This window comes from Xanthomonas sp. XNM01 (assembly GCF_014851915.1).
Classification (GTDB): domain Bacteria; phylum Pseudomonadota; class Gammaproteobacteria; order Xanthomonadales; family Xanthomonadaceae; genus Pseudoxanthomonas.
This window is the reverse complement of record NZ_JACVAP010000003.1, coordinates 596,382-612,545: the sequence shown is the minus strand read 5'-3', so window position 1 is coordinate 612,545 and position 16,164 is coordinate 596,382. Positions and strand designations below refer to the sequence as shown.

General features: G+C 72.3%; 13 protein-coding genes and 1 pseudogene. 12 read left to right on the top strand and 2 right to left on the bottom strand.

Annotated elements, in window-relative coordinates; translation table 11 throughout:
* Positions 1-43 precede the first annotated feature (43 nt).
* Both IB242_RS13980 and IB242_RS13975 read left to right on the top strand, forming a co-directional pair.
* Positions 44-454, top strand: a complete 411-nt coding sequence (locus IB242_RS13980; protein WP_192280418.1) for a hemerythrin domain-containing protein — start codon at positions 44-46, stop codon at positions 452-454.
* A 72-nt stretch (positions 455-526) separates the two neighbouring features.
* Complete coding sequence (locus tag IB242_RS13975; protein ID WP_192280415.1) at positions 527-1,159, top strand: hypothetical protein; 633 nt, start codon at positions 527-529, stop codon at positions 1,157-1,159.
* A gap of 51 nt (positions 1,160-1,210) precedes the next feature.
* Here IB242_RS13975 and IB242_RS13970 read toward each other — a convergent pair whose 3' ends face one another.
* Positions 1,211-2,125 carry a hypothetical protein gene (locus IB242_RS13970; protein ID WP_192280412.1) on the bottom strand — a complete coding sequence of 305 codons (915 nt, stop codon included), beginning with the start codon at positions 2,123-2,125 and terminating at the stop codon, positions 1,211-1,213.
* A gap of 135 nt (positions 2,126-2,260) precedes the next feature.
* Between IB242_RS13970 and IB242_RS13965 the strand changes: the two genes are divergently transcribed.
* The 3 genes and pseudogenes from IB242_RS13965 to IB242_RS13955 form a co-directional block, all read left to right on the top strand.
* Positions 2,261-3,895 carry a serine hydrolase gene (locus tag IB242_RS13965; protein WP_192280409.1) on the top strand — a complete coding sequence of 545 codons (1,635 nt, stop codon included), beginning with the start codon at positions 2,261-2,263 and terminating at the stop codon, positions 3,893-3,895.
* A 108-nt stretch (positions 3,896-4,003) separates the two neighbouring features.
* The gene (locus tag IB242_RS13960) at positions 4,004-5,251 is read left to right on the top strand and encodes a putative DNA modification/repair radical SAM protein (protein WP_192280406.1); all 1,248 of its coding nucleotides are present in this window, start codon (positions 4,004-4,006) and stop codon (positions 5,249-5,251) included.
* Positions 5,248-6,051: pseudogene (locus IB242_RS13955) on the top strand (TIGR03915 family putative DNA repair protein); the annotation flags it as partial. The gene IB242_RS13960 and the pseudogene IB242_RS13955, both read left to right, overlap by 4 nt.
* A gap of 110 nt (positions 6,052-6,161) precedes the next feature.
* On the opposite strand, the gene IB242_RS13950 reads toward IB242_RS13955, so the two are convergent.
* The gene (locus IB242_RS13950) at positions 6,162-6,920 is read right to left on the bottom strand and encodes an SDR family oxidoreductase (protein ID WP_192280401.1); all 759 of its coding nucleotides are present in this window, start codon (positions 6,918-6,920) and stop codon (positions 6,162-6,164) included.
* 137 nt (positions 6,921-7,057) lie between these two features.
* Here IB242_RS13950 and IB242_RS13945 point away from each other — a divergent pair, with 137 nt between their 5' ends.
* The 7 genes from IB242_RS13945 to IB242_RS13915 all read left to right on the top strand — a co-directional run bounded on the left by IB242_RS13945 (position 7,058) and on the right by IB242_RS13915 (position 15,585).
* Positions 7,058-7,942, top strand: a complete 885-nt coding sequence (locus IB242_RS13945) for an AraC family transcriptional regulator (RefSeq protein WP_192280398.1) — start codon at positions 7,058-7,060, stop codon at positions 7,940-7,942.
* 138 nt (positions 7,943-8,080) lie between these two features.
* Positions 8,081-9,343, top strand: coding sequence for an HlyD family efflux transporter periplasmic adaptor subunit (locus IB242_RS13940; RefSeq protein WP_192280395.1), 1,263 nt, complete (start codon positions 8,081-8,083; stop codon positions 9,341-9,343).
* A gap of 18 nt (positions 9,344-9,361) precedes the next feature.
* Positions 9,362-10,126 carry an ABC transporter ATP-binding protein gene (locus IB242_RS13935; RefSeq protein ID WP_192280392.1) on the top strand — a complete coding sequence of 255 codons (765 nt, stop codon included), beginning with the start codon at positions 9,362-9,364 and terminating at the stop codon, positions 10,124-10,126.
* On the top strand, positions 10,123-12,561 hold the full coding sequence (locus tag IB242_RS13930; RefSeq protein WP_192280390.1) for an ADOP family duplicated permease: 2,439 nt from the start codon (positions 10,123-10,125) through the stop codon (positions 12,559-12,561). The genes IB242_RS13935 and IB242_RS13930 overlap by 4 nt, the downstream gene beginning before the upstream one ends.
* A 68-nt stretch (positions 12,562-12,629) precedes the next feature.
* Positions 12,630-13,367, top strand: coding sequence for a hypothetical protein (locus IB242_RS13925; RefSeq protein ID WP_192280387.1), 738 nt, complete (start codon positions 12,630-12,632; stop codon positions 13,365-13,367).
* A 118-nt stretch (positions 13,368-13,485) separates the two neighbouring features.
* Positions 13,486-14,184: a CPBP family intramembrane glutamic endopeptidase gene (locus tag IB242_RS13920; protein ID WP_192280384.1), complete on the top strand. Its 699-nt coding sequence runs from the start codon at positions 13,486-13,488 to the stop codon at positions 14,182-14,184.
* A 9-nt stretch (positions 14,185-14,193) separates the two neighbouring features.
* On the top strand, positions 14,194-15,585 hold the full coding sequence (locus IB242_RS13915) for a sigma-54 dependent transcriptional regulator (RefSeq protein ID WP_225540577.1): 1,392 nt from the start codon (positions 14,194-14,196) through the stop codon (positions 15,583-15,585).
* Positions 15,586-16,164: the final 579 nt, after the last annotated feature.

The following is a 16,164-nucleotide window of genomic DNA, read 5'->3' as shown; positions in this document are numbered from 1 at the left end:
CTATCGGGTCCGACCCATCCGCTTCACGCAAGGCACCACCGTCATGGACATCCAGCGCTACCACCAGGACCACGCCGACATCCTTCGCCAGATCGAGGCACTGCGGGAGCTGTCCCGCGCCGGCATCGCCGACAATGCCGAGGCCATCGGTGAACTGATCGTCACCACCGCCAGCCGGATCAAGTTCCACCTGGCCGCCGAGGACCAGGTGCTGTATCCGGCGCTGGTGCAGTCCGGCGACACGCAGGTGGCTGCGCTGGGCGCGCGTTACCGGGACGAGATGCACGGCCTGGCCGAAGAATTCGCCGGCTTCGTCGGCAAGTGGCGGGTGCCGGCACGCGTGGCGGCCGATCCGGAGGGATTCCGCGCCGGTGCCAACACAGTGCTGCGCCGCCTGTTCGAGCGGCTCAAGCGCGAGGATGCCGAGCTGTATCCGGCGGCCGAACAGCTCTGAGGCCGGCACGCGGCTGCCTCGGAGCGGGTCGATCCGCGCTAGCATCGCGCCCGACTCCCGGCCGGCGATGCCATGATGCGATGTCCCGCGATGTTCTTCAGCGTGCTGGCGGCACTGATGCCGGCCGCGCCGGTGCAGGCGGCCGACATCGTCGCGGCGCGGATCCTGCCGCAGGCCACGTCCGCAGGGTCGTTCGCCGGCTGGCAGAGCGATGGTCCGCTGACCGGCGACGCCGGCGTGCCGCTGGAACTGGGCGATGTGATCGATGGCGCCACGCTGCAGCTGCAGCCGGCCGATCCGCAGGCGAGGCTTCGCGTGCGCATCCAGTACGAGACCAGCCTGGTGCTGTCCGACGAGGGGCCGCATCTGGACCTGGAGGACTGGAAGCACTGCCGGTCGGACTGGGAGGACGCCGAGCCGCTGGATGAGGCCGCGCATGCGTTCGTGCTGCCGACGGCATCGCCGGACCAGCACGCGTGCTTCCCGGCCTACGGCCAGGCCGAGCTGGAACAGGCGATCGCCGCGCATCCGCTCGTCGTCGGCGATCCGGAGGCGGCGCAGCGCTGGATCGCGGTATCGCGCCGGCCGGAGCGGCAGGCGCATGTGGTGGTCATCAGCACCATCCGGATGCGGGTCGACGTACGGCGCGACGGACGCTGGAGCGAGGCGGCGACCGTCGACTTCAGGCCGCCGCCGGGCTGCTGAGCGTCCCCCAGCACGGGGAATCCCGCTGCGCTGCCCGATTCCCCGCAGGCCTCACCGGGACGGAGGCGGTGCCGGTGCCCAGCGCCAGGCCTGCAGCGTGTCGTCGCGCAGCCGCGGCATTAGCAGCAACTGCTGGTCGGGCAGGTAGTGGATGTCGGCGGTGCCGATGCTGAGCGTCAGCAGCGTGGTCACGGCGCCCTCGGCGGTGACGTGCAGCAGCCGGCCCGGGGTGAAGTCGGTGAGCAGCCAGCCGCCCTGGCCATCGGGCTCGATGCCGTCGATGTGCCCGATCGGCGTGGTGCCGATCCGGTCCATGCGGCGGTCGGCCAGGTCGAAGGTGGTCAGGTGGCCGAGCTGCTCGCCGTCGGCGCCCGGCACCCGCCAGCTGCCTGCCAGCAGGCGCGCGCCGTCGGCGCGCAGGCCGTTGAACTTGCCGGTCACCTGCGTGTCCACCTTCACCCAGGGCGCGAACGTGCCGCCGGACAGGCGGTAGAGCGTGTCCAGGCGGCTGCTGAACACGTAGACGTTGCCGTCGGCATCGGCGGTGCTGTCGTTGAACTGGCCCGGGCCGCCGTCCTCCGGCGCGTGCCGGGCGATCACCGCGCCGGCGTCCAGATCGATCTCCAGCAGCGCGTCGTCGTCGCCGGCGTACAGGCGGCCGTTGGCCAGGCTCAGGCCCTTCGGATTCTCCAGCCCCTCGATCCACTTCAGTTCGATGATCCGCCCGTCCAGGCCGACCCGGCTGATGAAGCCGTCGCCCGGTGTCGCGCCTTCGCCGCGCGTGGCCATGTTGGACACGTAGTACTGCCCGCGCTGCGGGTCGAGGACGATGGATTCGGGCGCGGAAAAGCCGCGGGTTTCCCACAGCAGCTCGGGCGTGGGCTGCGCGGCGTGCGCGGGTGCGGCGCTCGCGCCGAGGATGGCGAGCGCGGCCAGCGGCGCGGCCAGGCAGGGGGGGCGGGACATCGGCGTTCTCCATCGACAGGCAGGCCGCCGATGATACCGGCCGCCTCCACGCCGGCCCGCGCAGGGATGACTTCCGGCCCCTCCGTGGGCATGGCCGCGCTGCTAGGGTCCGCTCTTTCGCAACGGAGCGCTGCGATGGACCACCGGATGCGCAGGACGATGCTGGCGGCGGGGCTGGTCATGGTGATGGCCGTGCCGGCCCACGCGGCCGCGCCGCCGGAGCCGGCGGTGGATGCGCTGTTCGCCGCATGGTCGGGCACCGGCACGCCGGGCTGTGCGGTCGGCGTGGCGCGCGCCGGCGATCCGCTGCTGCTGCGCGGGCATGGCATGGCCAGCCTCGAGCATGCGGTGCCGATCATGCCCGATACGCCGTTCCATGCGGCATCGGTGGCCAAGCAGTTCACCGCGTTCGCGATCGGGCTGCTGGCCCGGGACGGGCGTCTGCGCCTGGACGACGACGTGCGTCTGCATCTGCCGGAACTGCCGGACCAGGGCCATGTCATCACGCTCGAACAGCTGGTCCACCACACCGCCGGCCTGCGCGAGCAGGGCGTGCTGCTGTCGCTGGCCGGCTGGCGCGGCAGCGACCTGGTCACCTGGGACGACATCCTCGGCATCGTCGCGCGCCAGCGCGGGCTCAACTTCGTCCCCGGCAGCGAGCTGGGCTACGGCAACGTCGGCTATACGCTGCTGGCGCAGGTGGTCGAACGGGTCTCCGGCCAGTCGCTGCCGGCCTTCGCGCAGGCGCGCATCTTCGCGCCGCTGGACATGCGCCATACCCGGATCGTCGACGACCCGGGCCACCTGGTCCACGGGCGCGCCAGCGGCCATCGCGCCCTGGCCGAGGGCGGCTGGGCGCTGAGCCAGCCGATGTTCGCCCACACCGGGCCGAGCAATCTCTCGACCACGGTCGGCGACCTGCTGCGCTGGCAGCGCAACCTCGCCGATGGCCGCGTTGGCGGGCCGGCGCTGCGCGACTGGATGCGCAACAGTGGCCGCGTCGATGGCGACGAGACCGGCTACGCGGGCGGCCTGATCCTGGGCGCCCACCGCGGCCTGCGGACGTTCGGGCACGACGGCATGGATGCGGGCTATCGGGCCAATGTGGTGAGTTTCCCGGCCCAGGCGCTGGACGTGGCCGTGCTCTGCAACGCCAGCGGCATCGACGCCGAGGCGCTCAGCCTGCAGGTGGCCGACCTGTACCTGGATCCGCCGCTCGCACCGCGGGTGCCGGCCGCCATCGCATCCGCCGGCCCGCCGGCCACGGCATGGGCCGGCATCTACTGGAGCGAACGCAGCGACGAGGTCATCCGCCTGGAGGCCCGCAACGGCGCGCTGCGCCAGCACGGCGGACCGGCCGCGTTCGTGCCGATCGGGCCCGGGACCTTCCGGCCCGGCGAATCCACGCATCGCTGGCGGTTCCGCGCGCTGGAGAACGGGGGTGCGGAACTGACGCTGTGGGACCACTGGCCGGCACCGCGCCGCTTCGTCCGGATCGCCGGGACCGTGCCCGATGCGGCCGCGCTCGCCCGCTTCGCCGGCCGCTACCGCAGCGACGAGGTCGGCACCACGTTCGAGGTCGCGCTGCGCGGGAGCGGGCTGGAACTGGCGTGGCCACGTGGCCAGCGCGCGGTGCTGCAGCCGGTCGGCGGCGACCGCTTCGTGCTGCCGCTGGGCACGCTGACGTTCACCCGCGCGCAGGACGGCAGCGTCGATGGCTTCAGCCTCAGCAACCGCCGCCTGCGCCGCCTGCCGGTGCCGCGCCTGTAGCAGGGCCGGCGGTGCGGTGCCCGATGGCGCGCGCGCGAAACCGAACCGTTCAGATGCGCGTGCCGCCGCGTCTCACGGATCGAGACGCGGACGTGCCACCGTGCGCGCATGGAACTGACCGAGAAGCTGGCCGTGCTTGCCGATGCCGCCAAGTACGATGCGTCCTGCGCGTCCAGCGGCGCGGGCAAACGTCACTCGCTGGGCAGCGGCGGCGTCGGCAGCACCGAGGGCATGGGCATCTGCCACTCGTACACGCCGGACGGGCGCTGCGTGTCGCTGCTGAAGATCCTGCTGACCAACTTCTGCGTCTACGACTGCGCGTACTGCGTGAACCGGGTCAGCAGCAACGTGCGCCGCGCGCGGTTCGCCACCGACGAAGTCGTGCGGCTGACGCTGGATTTCTACAAGCGCAACTACATCGAAGGCCTGTTCCTCTCCAGCGGCATCATCCGCAACGGCGACTACACGATGGAGCAGCTGGTCGAGGTCGCGCGCAGCCTGCGCGAGGACCATCGCTTCGCCGGCTACATCCACCTGAAGACCATTCCCGAAGCGTCGCCCGAGCTGCTTGAAAAGGCCGGCCGTTATGCGGACCGGCTGAGCATCAACGTCGAGCTGCCGACCAGCGAGGGCCTGGCGAAGCTGGCGCCGGAGAAGCGCGCCGACGGCATCCGCACCGCGATGGGCGAGCTGCGCTGGCGGATCGACGAGAACAAGGAAGCACGGCGGCAGCAGGCGGCCATCCGCGCGAAACCGCCGCGCTTCGCGCCCGCCGGGCAGAGCACGCAGATGATCGTCGGCGCCGACGGGGCGGACGATGGCGTGATCCTGCGCGCGAGCAACGCGCTGTACGGCGACTACCGCATGCGCCGCGTCTACTACTCGGCCTTCAGCCCGATTCCGGATGCCTCGGCCCAGCTGCCGCCGAAGTCGCCGCCGCTGGCGCGCGAACACCGCCTGTACCAGGCCGACTGGCTGCTGCGCTTCTACGAATTCAGCGTCGACGAGATCGTGCCGCCGGGCGAGGGCGGCGGCATGCTCGACCTGGACATCGACCCGAAGACCGCCTGGGCGCTGCGTCATCCCGAGCGCTTCCCGGTGGACCTGAACACCGCCCCGCGCGAACTGCTGCTGCGCGTGCCCGGACTGGGCGCGCGCAACGTGCAGAAGCTGGTCGCCGCACGCCGGCATGGCCGCTTGCGGCTGGACGACCTGGGCCGGCTGCGCGCGCCGCTGAAAAAGATGCTGCCCTTCGTCAGCGTGCTCGACCATCATCCGCGCCGGCGGCTGGACGACGCCGGCCGGCTGCGCGCGCAGCTGGCGCCACCGCCGCGCCAGGCCGACCTGTTCGGATGAGCGCCTACCGCGCGACCGTCGATCCAGCCTGGGGCCTGGATGCCTGGCGCCACGCCGCGCGCCAGGCCTGGGAGGCCGCGCTGCCGCCGGACCAGGTGGACTGGGGCGGCGATGCGCAGGCCGGCCTGCTGCCATGGCCGCCGCTGGAGCAGGCACCGCGCGTGCGTGGCGGGCTGTCGGTGCCGGGCGCCTTCATGGCGATGGCCGCGGCCGTGCTCTGCCACCGCGACCCGCAGCGGCACGCGTTGCTGTACCGGATGCTGTGGCGGATCGGCGAAGGCGAGCGGCACCTGCTGGAGCGGGCGACCGACGCCGACGTGGTCCGCGCGCAGGCGCTGGAGAAGGCGGTGCGGCGCGACACGCACAAGATGAAGGCCTTCGTCCGCTTCCGCGCCGTGCCCGGCGAGGACGAGACCTACGTGGCCTGGTTCGAACCCGGGCACTGGATCGTCGACCGCGTGGCGCCGTTCTTCATGCGCCGCTTCGCCGGCATGCGCTGGACCATCGTCACCCCCGACCGCAGCGTGCGCTGGGATGGCGCGCAGCTATGGGCCGGACCGGGTGGCGCGCGCAGCGACGTGCCGGCCGAGGACGCGCACGAAGACCTGTGGCGCACCTACTACGCGCACATCTTCAACCCGGCGCGGCTGAACACCACGATGATGCGCCAGGAGATGCCGCAGAAATACTGGCACCTGCTGCCCGAAGCGCAGCTGCTGCCGGACCTGGTCCGCCAGGCTGGCGCACGCGTGCGCGACATGGCCGAGCGCGAACACCAGCCGGCGCGCCGGCGGATCCCGGGGCGTGCGCGCGTCGAGGCGGCGCATCCCGCACCGCCGCGCGATGGCGGCGCCTGACTCCGCGCGTCGCCACCGTGCGCAGCGCGTGGTGACGCCGGCGCGGATCGGCCTCAGATCGCCTGTCCGCCGGAAACCTCGATGCGCTGCCCGGTGACCCAGCGATTGTCCGGGGAGAGCAGGCTGGCGATCATCGGCCCGATGTCGTCGGCCACGCCGACCCGGCCCAGTGCGGTCATGCCGGCGAACGCCTGGTTGAGGTCGGGCATGTCGCGCACCGCGCCGCCGAGGAAGTCGGTCTCGATCGCGCCGGGCGCCACCGTGTTCACGGCGATGCCGCGGCTGCCGAGTTCCTTGGCCAGGTACACCGACAGGATCTCCACCGCGCCCTTGGCCGCGGCGTAGGCGGCGAACCCCGGATACGACACGCGGGTCAGGCCGGTGGACAGGTTGACGATGCGGCCGCCGTCGGCGATCAGCGGCAGCAGCGCCTGGGTGAGAAAGAACACGCCCTTGAAGTGCACGTCGACCAGCCGGTCGAACTGCGCTTCGGTGGTCTCGGCGACCGACGCCATGTCGCCGTGGCCGGCGTTGTTGACCAGATGGTCGATGCGCGTTCGCTGCCAGGCCTGCTGCAGCGCCTCGCGCAGGCGTGCAGCGAAGCCGGCGATGCCGACGGTGCTGCCGATGTCCAGTTGGAGTGCCAGCGCGCGGCGGCCGAGCGCCTGGATCTGCGCGACCACGGCCTGCGCCTGGTCCGCATTGTGCTGGTAGGTGACGATGACGTCGCCGCCGCGGCGGGCGATGGCCAGCGCGGTGTTGCGGCCCAGGCCGCGGCTGGCGCCGGTGACGAGCGAGACGGTGGTGGTCATGGCGGACTCCGTGTGGTGGTGGACGTGTCACCAGTCTCGGCATCGCCCTGCCTGCCGCGTTGCGCGATCGGCGCCGATGCTTGCCCATTCCTCCAGCGTGCGGCCGGCGCTCGCAGGTGCGCTGCATAATCGCGGCCATGCTCGACGACCTGGTCCATGCGGTCCGCCGTTACGCCGACGCGCATGCCGACGGCGAGGGTGTCGCGCGCGCGCCGCTTCCCGGCCTGGCGCTGGTCCGCGCGGTTGCGCCCAGCGAAATGCAGTACGCGATCAACCGCCCGCTGGTCGCGCTGGTGCTGCAGGGGAACAAGCACGTGACGATGGGGCGGCAGGCGTTCTCGTTCGGTGCCGGCGATTCGCTGCTGATCGCCGCCGACGTGCCCACCGTCAGCCGGATCACCCACGCCAGCGCGGCCGCGCCCTACCTGTCGCTGGTGCTGGAGCTTGACCTGGCACTGATCGCCGGACTCGCGGTGGACATGCAGGGGCTGCCGCACGCCGAGGCCGCGGTGCACGTCGAGCCGACCGATGCGGACGTCGCCCATGCCGCGCTGCGGCTGATGCGGCTGTTCGAGCGCCCGGACGCGGTGCCCGTGCTGGGCGCGCAGTTGCTGCGCGAGCTGCACTACTGGCTGCTCGCAGGCCAGCACGGCACCTTGATCCGGCAGCTGGGTCGCCCGGACGGCCAGGCGCGGCGCATCGCGCGGGCGGTGGCGATCCTGCGCGAGGAATTCGCCTCGCCGCTGCCGGTCGAGCGGCTGGCCGCCGCTGCAGGCATGAGCGCCTCGGCCTTCCACCGGCATTTCCGCAGCGTGACCACGCTGTCCCCGCTGCAGTTCCAGAAGCAGCTGCGGCTGATCGCCGCACGCCGGATGATGCTGGCCGAGGGTGCGGCCGCCAGCGTCGCCGCGCATGCGGTCGGCTATGCCAGCGTGCCGCAGTTCACCCGCGAGTACGGGCGCATGTTCGGCCAGCCGCCGGCACGCGACGCCGCCGACGCGCGCGGTCGCGCACGCGGCTGAGCCGCCCGGCCCGTCCGTTTGCGGATGGCTGATGTACGGAATCGGACGCGTCGCCGCCTGCTGTCGGCGCCGGCTTCCGGGAAAATCAACCGCTTGCGCTGCGGCCGATGCTGGCACGCGTCCTGCTCCTGTACTGGCATGGATATCGCCAAGCCCGCTGCATCGTCGTCCCGCTGGTTCCGCCCGCGCCCCCGCACCTGGTGGCTGGCCGGTGGGGCCGTTTCCATCATCGGCGTGGCCGCGCTGGGGCTGGTCGGGCTCGGCCAGGCGGCGCCGGGCGTGGCCCGCACCAGCCTGTGGATCGACCGCGCCGATCAGGGCGACATGGTCCGCGAGATCCGCGCCAACGGCCTGCTGGTGCCGCGCGACATCCGCTGGATCACCGCCGGTGCGGTGGCCACGCTGCAGCAGGTGGTGGTCGAGGCCGGCGCGCGGGTCGAGGCCGACACCGTGATCCTGCGCATGGCCAACCCCGAGCTGCTGGCCAATCAGGAAAAGGCCGAAGCCGCGCTGGCCGGCGCCGAGGCCGATGTCGCCGCGGCACGCACCGCGCTGGCCTCGCAGCTGCTCGACCAGCAGGCGGTGCAGGCCCAGGCCGAGTCGGAATGGAAGATCGCCCAGGTCAAGGCGCAGGCCTACGAACGCGCGCATGCGGCCGGGGTGATCTCGGCGATCGACCTGCGCGAGGCGACCATCACCGAGGAACAGCAGGAAGGGCGTGCGCGGATCGAGACGCGCCGCGTCGCCGCGTTCCGCGAGAACATGGCCGCGCAGCTGCGTGCCGCGCAGGCCCGCCGCGACGAGGCCGCCAGCGTGCTGGCGATCGCGCGCCAGCAGGTGGCGGCGCTGGAGGTGCGCGCCGGCAGCGCCGGCATCCTGCAGCAGGTCGACGTGGAGCCGGGCCAGCAGGTCGAACTGGGCGCCAAGCTGGCCCGCGTCGCCCGCCCGGAAGAACTGATCGCGCGCCTGCAGGTGCCCGAGGTGCTGGCCAAGGACCTGCTGCTGGACCTGCCGGTGCGTGTCGACACCCGCAACGGCGTCGCCGAGGGCCGGGTCAGCCGGATCGACCCGGCCGTGCGCAACGGCAGCGTCACCGTCGACGTCGCTCTGGGCGAACTGCCGTCCGGTGCGCGTCCGGACCTGTCGATCGAGGGCCGCATCGGCCTGGGCACGCTGCGCGACGTGGTCAGCATTCCGCGCCCGTCGCTGGCGGTGCCCGACAGCGACGGCGAGCTGTTCGTGCTCGCGTCCGGCGACGACGAGGCCCGGCGCGTGCCGGTGCGCTACGGCGCCGCGTCCAGCGACCGCATCCAGATTCTCGAAGGCCTGCGCCCCGGCGACCAGGCCGTCCTGTCCGACACCACGCAGTGGGCGCAGTCGCCGCGCCTGCGCCTGCGCTGACCCATCACGGAGACCACCATGCAGCCCACCGAAACGCCCGCCGCTTCACCGCTGATCCAGCTCGACGGCCTCGGCAAGGTGTTCCACACCGACGAGGTCGAAACCCATGCGCTGGCCGAGATCGCGCTGCGCATCGCGCCCGGCGATTTCGTCGCCATCACCGGCCCATCGGGCTGCGGCAAGTCGACCCTGCTGTCGATCCTGGGCCTGCTCGACGCGCCCAGCCATGGCCGCTACCTGCTCAACGGCCGCGATGTCGGCGGCCTGGACGCGCGCGGCCGCGCGCGCATCCGCAACGGCGAAATCGGCTTCATCTTCCAGGCCTTCAACCTGATCGCCGACCTCACCGTGGAGGAAAACGTGGCGCTGCCGCTGACCTACCGCGGCGACGCCGACGGCCGCCGCATCGCCCAGCGCGTGCGCGAGGTGCTGGAACTGGTCGGCATGGCCCACCGCAGCCGCCACTACCCGGGTCAGCTGTCCGGCGGCCAGCAGCAGCGCGTCGCGGTCGCGCGCGCGCTGGTCGGCAACCCCTCGATCCTGCTGGCCGACGAACCGACCGGCAACCTCGACAGCCGCAACGGCGAAGCGGTGATGCAGCTGCTCGAACAGCTGCACGAGAACGGCACCACGCTGTGCATGGTCACCCACGACCCGGCCTTCGCCCGGCGCGCGCAGCGCATCGTGCACATGCTCGATGGCCGCATCGTCGACGAGGACACCTTCGAGCGGCTGCGCCACGAGCACGACGTGGCCCTGCCGGGGCTGGAGGCTGGCGCATGAGCATCGCCATCCTCTGGCGGGAAACGCGCCAGTCCTGGCGCGGCCTGCTGCGCCGGCCCGGTTACCTGCTGCTGGCGGTGCTGACCCTGGCGCTGGGCGTGGCCACCACCACCGGCGTGTTCGCGCTGCTCGACCAGGCGCTGCTGAAGCCGCTGCCGTTCCCGCAGCCGGACCGGCTGGTGACGCTGGGCTACCCGATGGGCCCGGTCCGCAATGTCGCCGCGCCGGGTTACTACCCGCCGCTGCAGCGCCTGCCTGGCGTGCAGTCGGCCGGCCTGCTGCGCGCGTTTCCGGTCAACACCAACATCGCCCGCGGCGATACCGCCGAGGTGGTGAGTTCGATCTCGGCCGACCGCGGCTTCCTGGACACGCTCGGATTGCCGCTGGCGCACGGGCGCAACTTCAACGACGAGGAGAACCGGCCTGGAGGTCCGAAGGCGGTGATCCTGGGCCACGGCTTCTGGCAGCGCCGCTTCGGCGGTGATCCGGCCGTGATCGGGCAGACCCTGCAGGTCGAAGGCCGGGCGGTGCCGGTGATCGGCGTGCTGCCGGCCGGTTTCCAGTGGGCCGACCCCTTCGACATGATCCAGAGCCTGCAGCCGGATCCGAACGCGACCGACCTCTCCACCAATGAGCTGATCGTGGCGCGGATGCGTCCCGACGCCGACCTGCGCACGGTGTCGGCGCAGACCGCCGAGGCGATCAAGGGCCTGCTGCGCAACCATGCCGCGATGAACGAGCGCTGGTGGCAGCGGCTGCTGGAAGATCCGCCGAACGCGGTGCCGCTGAAGGGCAGCGTCTATACCGCGCAGAGCGGCAACATGCTGTGGCTGTTCTTCGGCGCGGGCGCCTGCGTGCTGCTGATCGCGGCGATCAACCTGGCCAGCCTGATGCTGCTGCGCGCGCTGGGCCGCAGCCACGACAGCGCGGTACGCGCCGCACTGGGTGCGCCTTTGGGCCGGTTGAGCCTGCCCGCGCTGGCGGAAGGGCTGCTGGTCGGCGTGCTCGGCAGTGCGGTCGGGCTGCTGCTGGCCTGGGTCGGGCTGCGCCTGTTCGGCGGGCTGGTGCCGGTGGACTGGCTGCGCGGCGAACCGGTCCGGCTGGGCGCGACCAGCGTGGCCTTCGCGCTGGGCGCCGGCGTGGCCAGCGCGCTGCTGGCGGCGCTGCTCGGCGTGCTGCGCGGACGTCGCCGCAATCTGGCGGCGGAACTGGTCGGCGGCGGCCGTGGTGGCTGGAGCCTGCACGCCGGCCGGCTCGGCCGGGCGCTGGTGATCGCCCAGGTCGGCGTGGCGGTGTTCCTGCTGGTGGTGGCGGCGCTGTTCGGTCGCACGCTGCAGACGCTGTCCGCGATTCCGATGGGCTTCGAGGCGCGTTCGGCGGTGACCTTCACCATGGCGCCGGTGAGGGAGCGCTATGCGACCGCCGCGGACGCGATCGCGCTGGGCGAGCAGGTGACCGAACGTCTGCGGCGGATGCCCGGCATCGCCCAGGCGGGGCTGTCGTCCAATCCGCCCGCCGGCCGCCAGCTCAACTGGAACGTGTCGGTGGCCGAGGGTCAGGACATCACCGTGCAGTACCGGCTGGCCACGCCGGGCTTCCTGGACGTGTTCCGCATCCCGATCCTGGCCGGGCGCGATGTCGCGCAGACCGATGCGGCCGGCGCCGAGCCGGTCTGCCTGGTCAGCGCCGCGTTCGCCGAGCGCTATCTGGATGGCGACGCGCTGGGCAGGATCGTGACCCTGCCCGACGACGGCGGCGGCAACAGCCTCCGCATGCGCGTGGTCGGCGTGGTCGGCGACATCCGCCAGGCCGGCCCGGCCGAACCGGCGCCGCCGATGGTCTACCAGCCGATGGCGCAGATGACCGAACCGATGTGGCAGCTGCTGCGCGGCTTCGGCGCGATGACCTTCGCCGTGCGCACGCAGGCCGAGGGCCTGGGCGCGGACGAGCGCGCGCTGCGGCAGGCCATCGCCGAGGTGGCGCCGCAGCAGCCGATCGCCGATCTGGAGCCGATGGCGCTGACCGTGGCCGCGACCACCCGGGAACAGCGGCTCAGCCTGCTGCTGGTGGGCCTGTTCGCCGGCCTGGCGCTGCTGCTGGCCGCGGTGGGCCTGTACGCGGTGATGGCCACTGCCGTGGCCGCCCGCACGCACGAGTTCGGCGTGCGCGCCGCGCTCGGTGCCGAGCCGGCACGACTGCTGCGCCAGGTGCTGCGCGAGGCCGCGCTGCAGATCGGGATCGGCCTGGCGATCGGCCTGGGCATCGCGATGGCGCTGTCGCGGCTGATCCAGCGCCTGCTGTTCGGCGTGCAGGTCGCCGACCCGGTCGCGATCGGTCTGGTGCTGCTGATCCTCGGCGGGGTCGGCCTGCTGGCGGCGCTGGTGCCGGCACGGCGTGCGGCGGCGGTGTCGCCGATGCAGGCGCTGCGGACCTGAGCGCGGCCCACGACGTCGCCGATCACACGTCTCCCCCCTTTCTCGTTTTCGCACAGGAGCATCGCGCCATGTCCCATGACCTCATCCAGCAGCTGCAGCGGCAGAACCGGCTGCTGCGCGGCCTGCTCACCGTCTGCGTGGTGGCCGCCACAGGCGCATTGCTCACCGCTGCTGCGTCCACCGGCGGCAAGGCGCGTTTCGCCGAGATCGACGTCGAACGCATCAACATCGTCAACCCGGACGGCTCGCGCGCGATGGTGCTGGCCGGTCGCGGGCGCCTGCCCGGGCCGGTGATCGACGGCAGGGAAGAGGCCCGCGACGGCGACGACCGGCCGGGGATCGCGTTCTACAACGCGGAGGGCAACGAGGTCGGTGGACTGATCCATGACGGCCGCATCGACGAGAACGGCAAGCCGGTCGGCGGCGTGCACTTCTCGATGGACCGTTACGGTGGCGACCAGCAGATGGCGCTGCACCACTACGAGCGCAATGGCCTGATGCAAACCGGCCTGACCGTGTTCGACCGCGGCCTGCAGGCCGAGTACGCACCGCTCTACGACGCCTACGAGAAGGCGCCGCCGGGGCCGGAGAAGGACGCCCTGCTGCAGCGCTGGAAGGAGGCGGGTGGGCAGCAGACCAAGCGCCTGTTCGTCGGTCGCACCGCCGGGAAGTCGCCGGCGGTGGTGCTGGCCGACCCGCAGGGACGGCCGCGGATCATGCTGCTGGTGACGCCGGACGGCGAGCCGTCGCTGCAGTTCATGGATGAAGCCGGCCAGGTCATCCAGCAGCTGCCGAGCGCGCAGTGAGCGTGCCGGCGCACTGGTGCGCATCGGACCTTCGCCGATCACCGTGCCGGTGCCCGTCACCGCCGCTGCGCCATGCGGCGCAGCGGCCGTGCTCCACCCCGGCAAGGAATCCCACACCATGATGTCGCTGCTCTGGCGCAGTGCGGTGCTGCTGCTCGTTCTGCTGCTCGCGCCCTGGATCGGCGACCTGTGCGCGATGGCCGGCTGGCCGCTGCCGCCGCTGCGGGTTCCGTACGGCGGCGCGATCGTCGACAACCTGCTGTCGGTGACCGCCGTCTGCATCGCCGCGCTCGCACTGCGCCGGGCCTGGCAGCCCGGCCTGCCACGGCTGATCGGCCTGCATTGGAACGGCCTGCGCTGGATGGCTGGTGGCGTGGCCACGTTCGAGCCGCGCGCCCTGCTGATGCTGGCGCTGCTGTTTCCGCTGGCCGAGGAGATCGTGTTCCGCGGCTTCGGCTACGCGTTCGCGCGTGGACTGGGCTGGCCGGCCGGGCTGGCGGTGCTGGTCCAGGCGCTGGCCTTCGGTGCGGTGCACTGGCTGGGGGCCGGTGGTGGCGCCGGCGAGGCGCTGCTGATCTTCGCGATCACCGCCGTCGGCGGCGCGCTGTTCGCGGTGGCCGATGCCTGCGATGGCCGCGCGATCTGGAGCGGCTGGGTACTGCATGCCTCGCTCAACGCGGCCTGGAGCGTGTTCGATGTCTCCGGCAGCGCGGCCAGCGGCCTGGCCGGCATCGCGCTGCGGATCGGCGCGGTGCTGCTGGCGATCATGCTGCTGCGGCGCTTCGTGCGCGCGCAGCAGATGCCCGTCGCTGGCTAGAATCCGCAGATGCCGATGCCCACTGCTTCCCACATTCCCCGCATCCTCGTCGTCGACGACCAGGCCGACGTGCGCGAGGCGTTGCGCCTGCTGTTCAAGACCGCCGGTTACGGCATGGTCGGCGCCGAGTCGCCGGAGGTCGCGCTGGGCTGCCTGCGCGGCGACAGCTTCGCCGCGGTGCTGGTGGACATGAACTACCACCGCGATACCACGTCCGGTGAAGAAGGTCTGGCTTTGGTCGAACAGATCGCCGCGCAGTGGCCGGGCCTGCCGGTGGTGGCGATGACCGCCTGGGGCAGCATCGAGCTGGCGGTGGCGGCGATGCAGCGCGGCGCGGTCGACTTCATCGAGAAGCCCTGGCAGAACGCGCGCGTGCTGGCGGTGCTGGACAGCCGCATCGCGCTGGACCGCAGCCGTCGCGACACCGAGAAATTCGGCCAGGCGCAGGCGGCGCTGCTGCGCGACGCCGGCCAGGGCTTCATCGCCGAGTCGGTGCCGATGCGGCGTCTGGTCGAGGACCTGATGCGGATCGCCGACAGCGACGCCAACCTGCTGCTGCTCGGCGAGAACGGCACCGGCAAGAGCCTGCTGGCCGGCTTCGTCCACCAGTGGTCGCAGCGCCGCGACCAGCCCTTCGTCAAGGTCAACATCGGTGGGCTGGCACCGACCCTGTTCGAGGCCGAGCTGTTCGGCCATGTCCGCGGCGCCTACACCGATGCGCGCCAGGACCGTGCCGGCCGCTTCGAGCTGGCCGATGGCGGCACCCTGTTCCTGGACGAGATCGGCAACCTGCCGCTGGAGCAGCAGCCCAAGCTGCTGCGCGCGATCGAGGACGGCGAGTTCGAGCGGCTGGGGTCCTCGCGCAGCCAGCGGGTCGATGTGCGGATCGTCGCGGCGACCAATGCCGATCTGGATGCGGAGGTCGCGCAGGGCCGTTTCCGCCAGGACCTGCTGTACCGGCTCAACACCTTCCAGCTGCGGGTCCCGGCGCTGCGCGAGCGCGGCGAGGACATCGTGCCGCTGGCCCGGCATTACCTGGCCGCCGCCTGCACACGTTACCGGCGCACGCTGCCGCAGCTGGGCGCCGATGCCGAGCGCGCGCTGCGCGCCCATGCCTGGCCGGGCAACGTGCGCGAACTGGCGCATGTGATGGAGCGCGCCGCGCTGCTGGCCGATGGCGGCCTCCTCGACGCGGCGGCGCTGCGCCTGGCCGGCGATGGCGACGCCACGATGCTGGGCCCGCGGATGACCCTGGAGGAAGCCGAAGGCGCGCTGCTGCGGCGTGCGCTGAACGATCACGACGGCCACCTGCAGCGTGCCGCCGATCAGCTCGGCATCACCCGGCAGAGTCTGTACCGGCGGCTGGAGAAGCACGGCCTGCGCAGCGATGCCGTCGACTGACCGGCATCGCGAGCGGCGCCGTCTGCCCTGGGTGGTGGCGCCCGCCTTGCTCGCGCTGGCGAGCGTGCTGGCGGTCGGTAATCCGCGTGCGTTCGAGTCGGTGCTGCTGCTGGGCTGCGTGCTGCTGCTGACCTGGGTGGTGTGGCGCTGGCAGCGGCATCGCGACGGCCTGCGTCTGCGCACGCTCGGCGGCCTGCTGGATGCACTGCACGAAGGCGACTACGGCGCGCGCGCGGCGCCCGCCGCCGGCGGCGAGGTCGCGCGGGTGATGCAGCGCTTCAACCTGCTCGCGCAGCGGCTGCAGGACGAACAGCGCGATGCGCACGAAAGCCTGCAGCTGCTGAGCAAGACCCTGGCCGCGCTGGATGGTGCGGTGTTCGCGTTCGAGCAGGACCAGCGCCTGCGCCTGGTCAATCCCGCCGGCGAGCGCCTGTTGGGGCAGAACGCCGGCGCGCTGCTCGGCCGCAGCGCGGAGGAACTGGGACTGGCGCCGCTGTTCGCGGTGGACAGTGGACAGATCCACGCGCATGCGTTTCCCGGACAGCAGGGTCGCTGGCAGGTCGCGCACGCCAGCCTGCG

Excerpts from the sequence above, each read along its gene's own strand:
- IB242_RS13980 (WP_192280418.1), top strand. The coding sequence starts at position 44 with ATGGACATCCAGCGCTACCACCAGGACCACGCCGACATCCTTCGCCAG.
- IB242_RS13925 (WP_192280387.1), top strand. The coding sequence starts at position 12,630 with ATGTCCCATGACCTCATCCAGCAGCTGCAGCGGCAGAACCGGCTGCTG.
- IB242_RS13940 (WP_192280395.1), top strand. The coding sequence starts at position 8,081 with ATGGATATCGCCAAGCCCGCTGCATCGTCGTCCCGCTGGTTCCGCCCG.
- IB242_RS13965 (WP_192280409.1), top strand. The coding sequence starts at position 2,261 with ATGGACCACCGGATGCGCAGGACGATGCTGGCGGCGGGGCTGGTCATG.
- IB242_RS13970 (WP_192280412.1), bottom strand. The coding sequence starts at position 2,125 with ATGTCCCGCCCCCCCTGCCTGGCCGCGCCGCTGGCCGCGCTCGCCATC.
- IB242_RS13915 (WP_225540577.1), top strand. The coding sequence starts at position 14,194 with ATGCCGATGCCCACTGCTTCCCACATTCCCCGCATCCTCGTCGTCGAC.
- IB242_RS13950 (WP_192280401.1), bottom strand. The coding sequence starts at position 6,920 with ATGACCACCACCGTCTCGCTCGTCACCGGCGCCAGCCGCGGCCTGGGC.
- IB242_RS13960 (WP_192280406.1), top strand. The coding sequence starts at position 4,004 with ATGGAACTGACCGAGAAGCTGGCCGTGCTTGCCGATGCCGCCAAGTAC.
- IB242_RS13920 (WP_192280384.1), top strand. The coding sequence starts at position 13,486 with ATGATGTCGCTGCTCTGGCGCAGTGCGGTGCTGCTGCTCGTTCTGCTG.
- IB242_RS13930 (WP_192280390.1), top strand. The coding sequence starts at position 10,123 with ATGAGCATCGCCATCCTCTGGCGGGAAACGCGCCAGTCCTGGCGCGGC.
- IB242_RS13975 (WP_192280415.1), top strand. The coding sequence starts at position 527 with ATGATGCGATGTCCCGCGATGTTCTTCAGCGTGCTGGCGGCACTGATG.
- IB242_RS13935 (WP_192280392.1), top strand. The coding sequence starts at position 9,362 with ATGCAGCCCACCGAAACGCCCGCCGCTTCACCGCTGATCCAGCTCGAC.
- IB242_RS13945 (WP_192280398.1), top strand. The coding sequence starts at position 7,058 with ATGCTCGACGACCTGGTCCATGCGGTCCGCCGTTACGCCGACGCGCAT.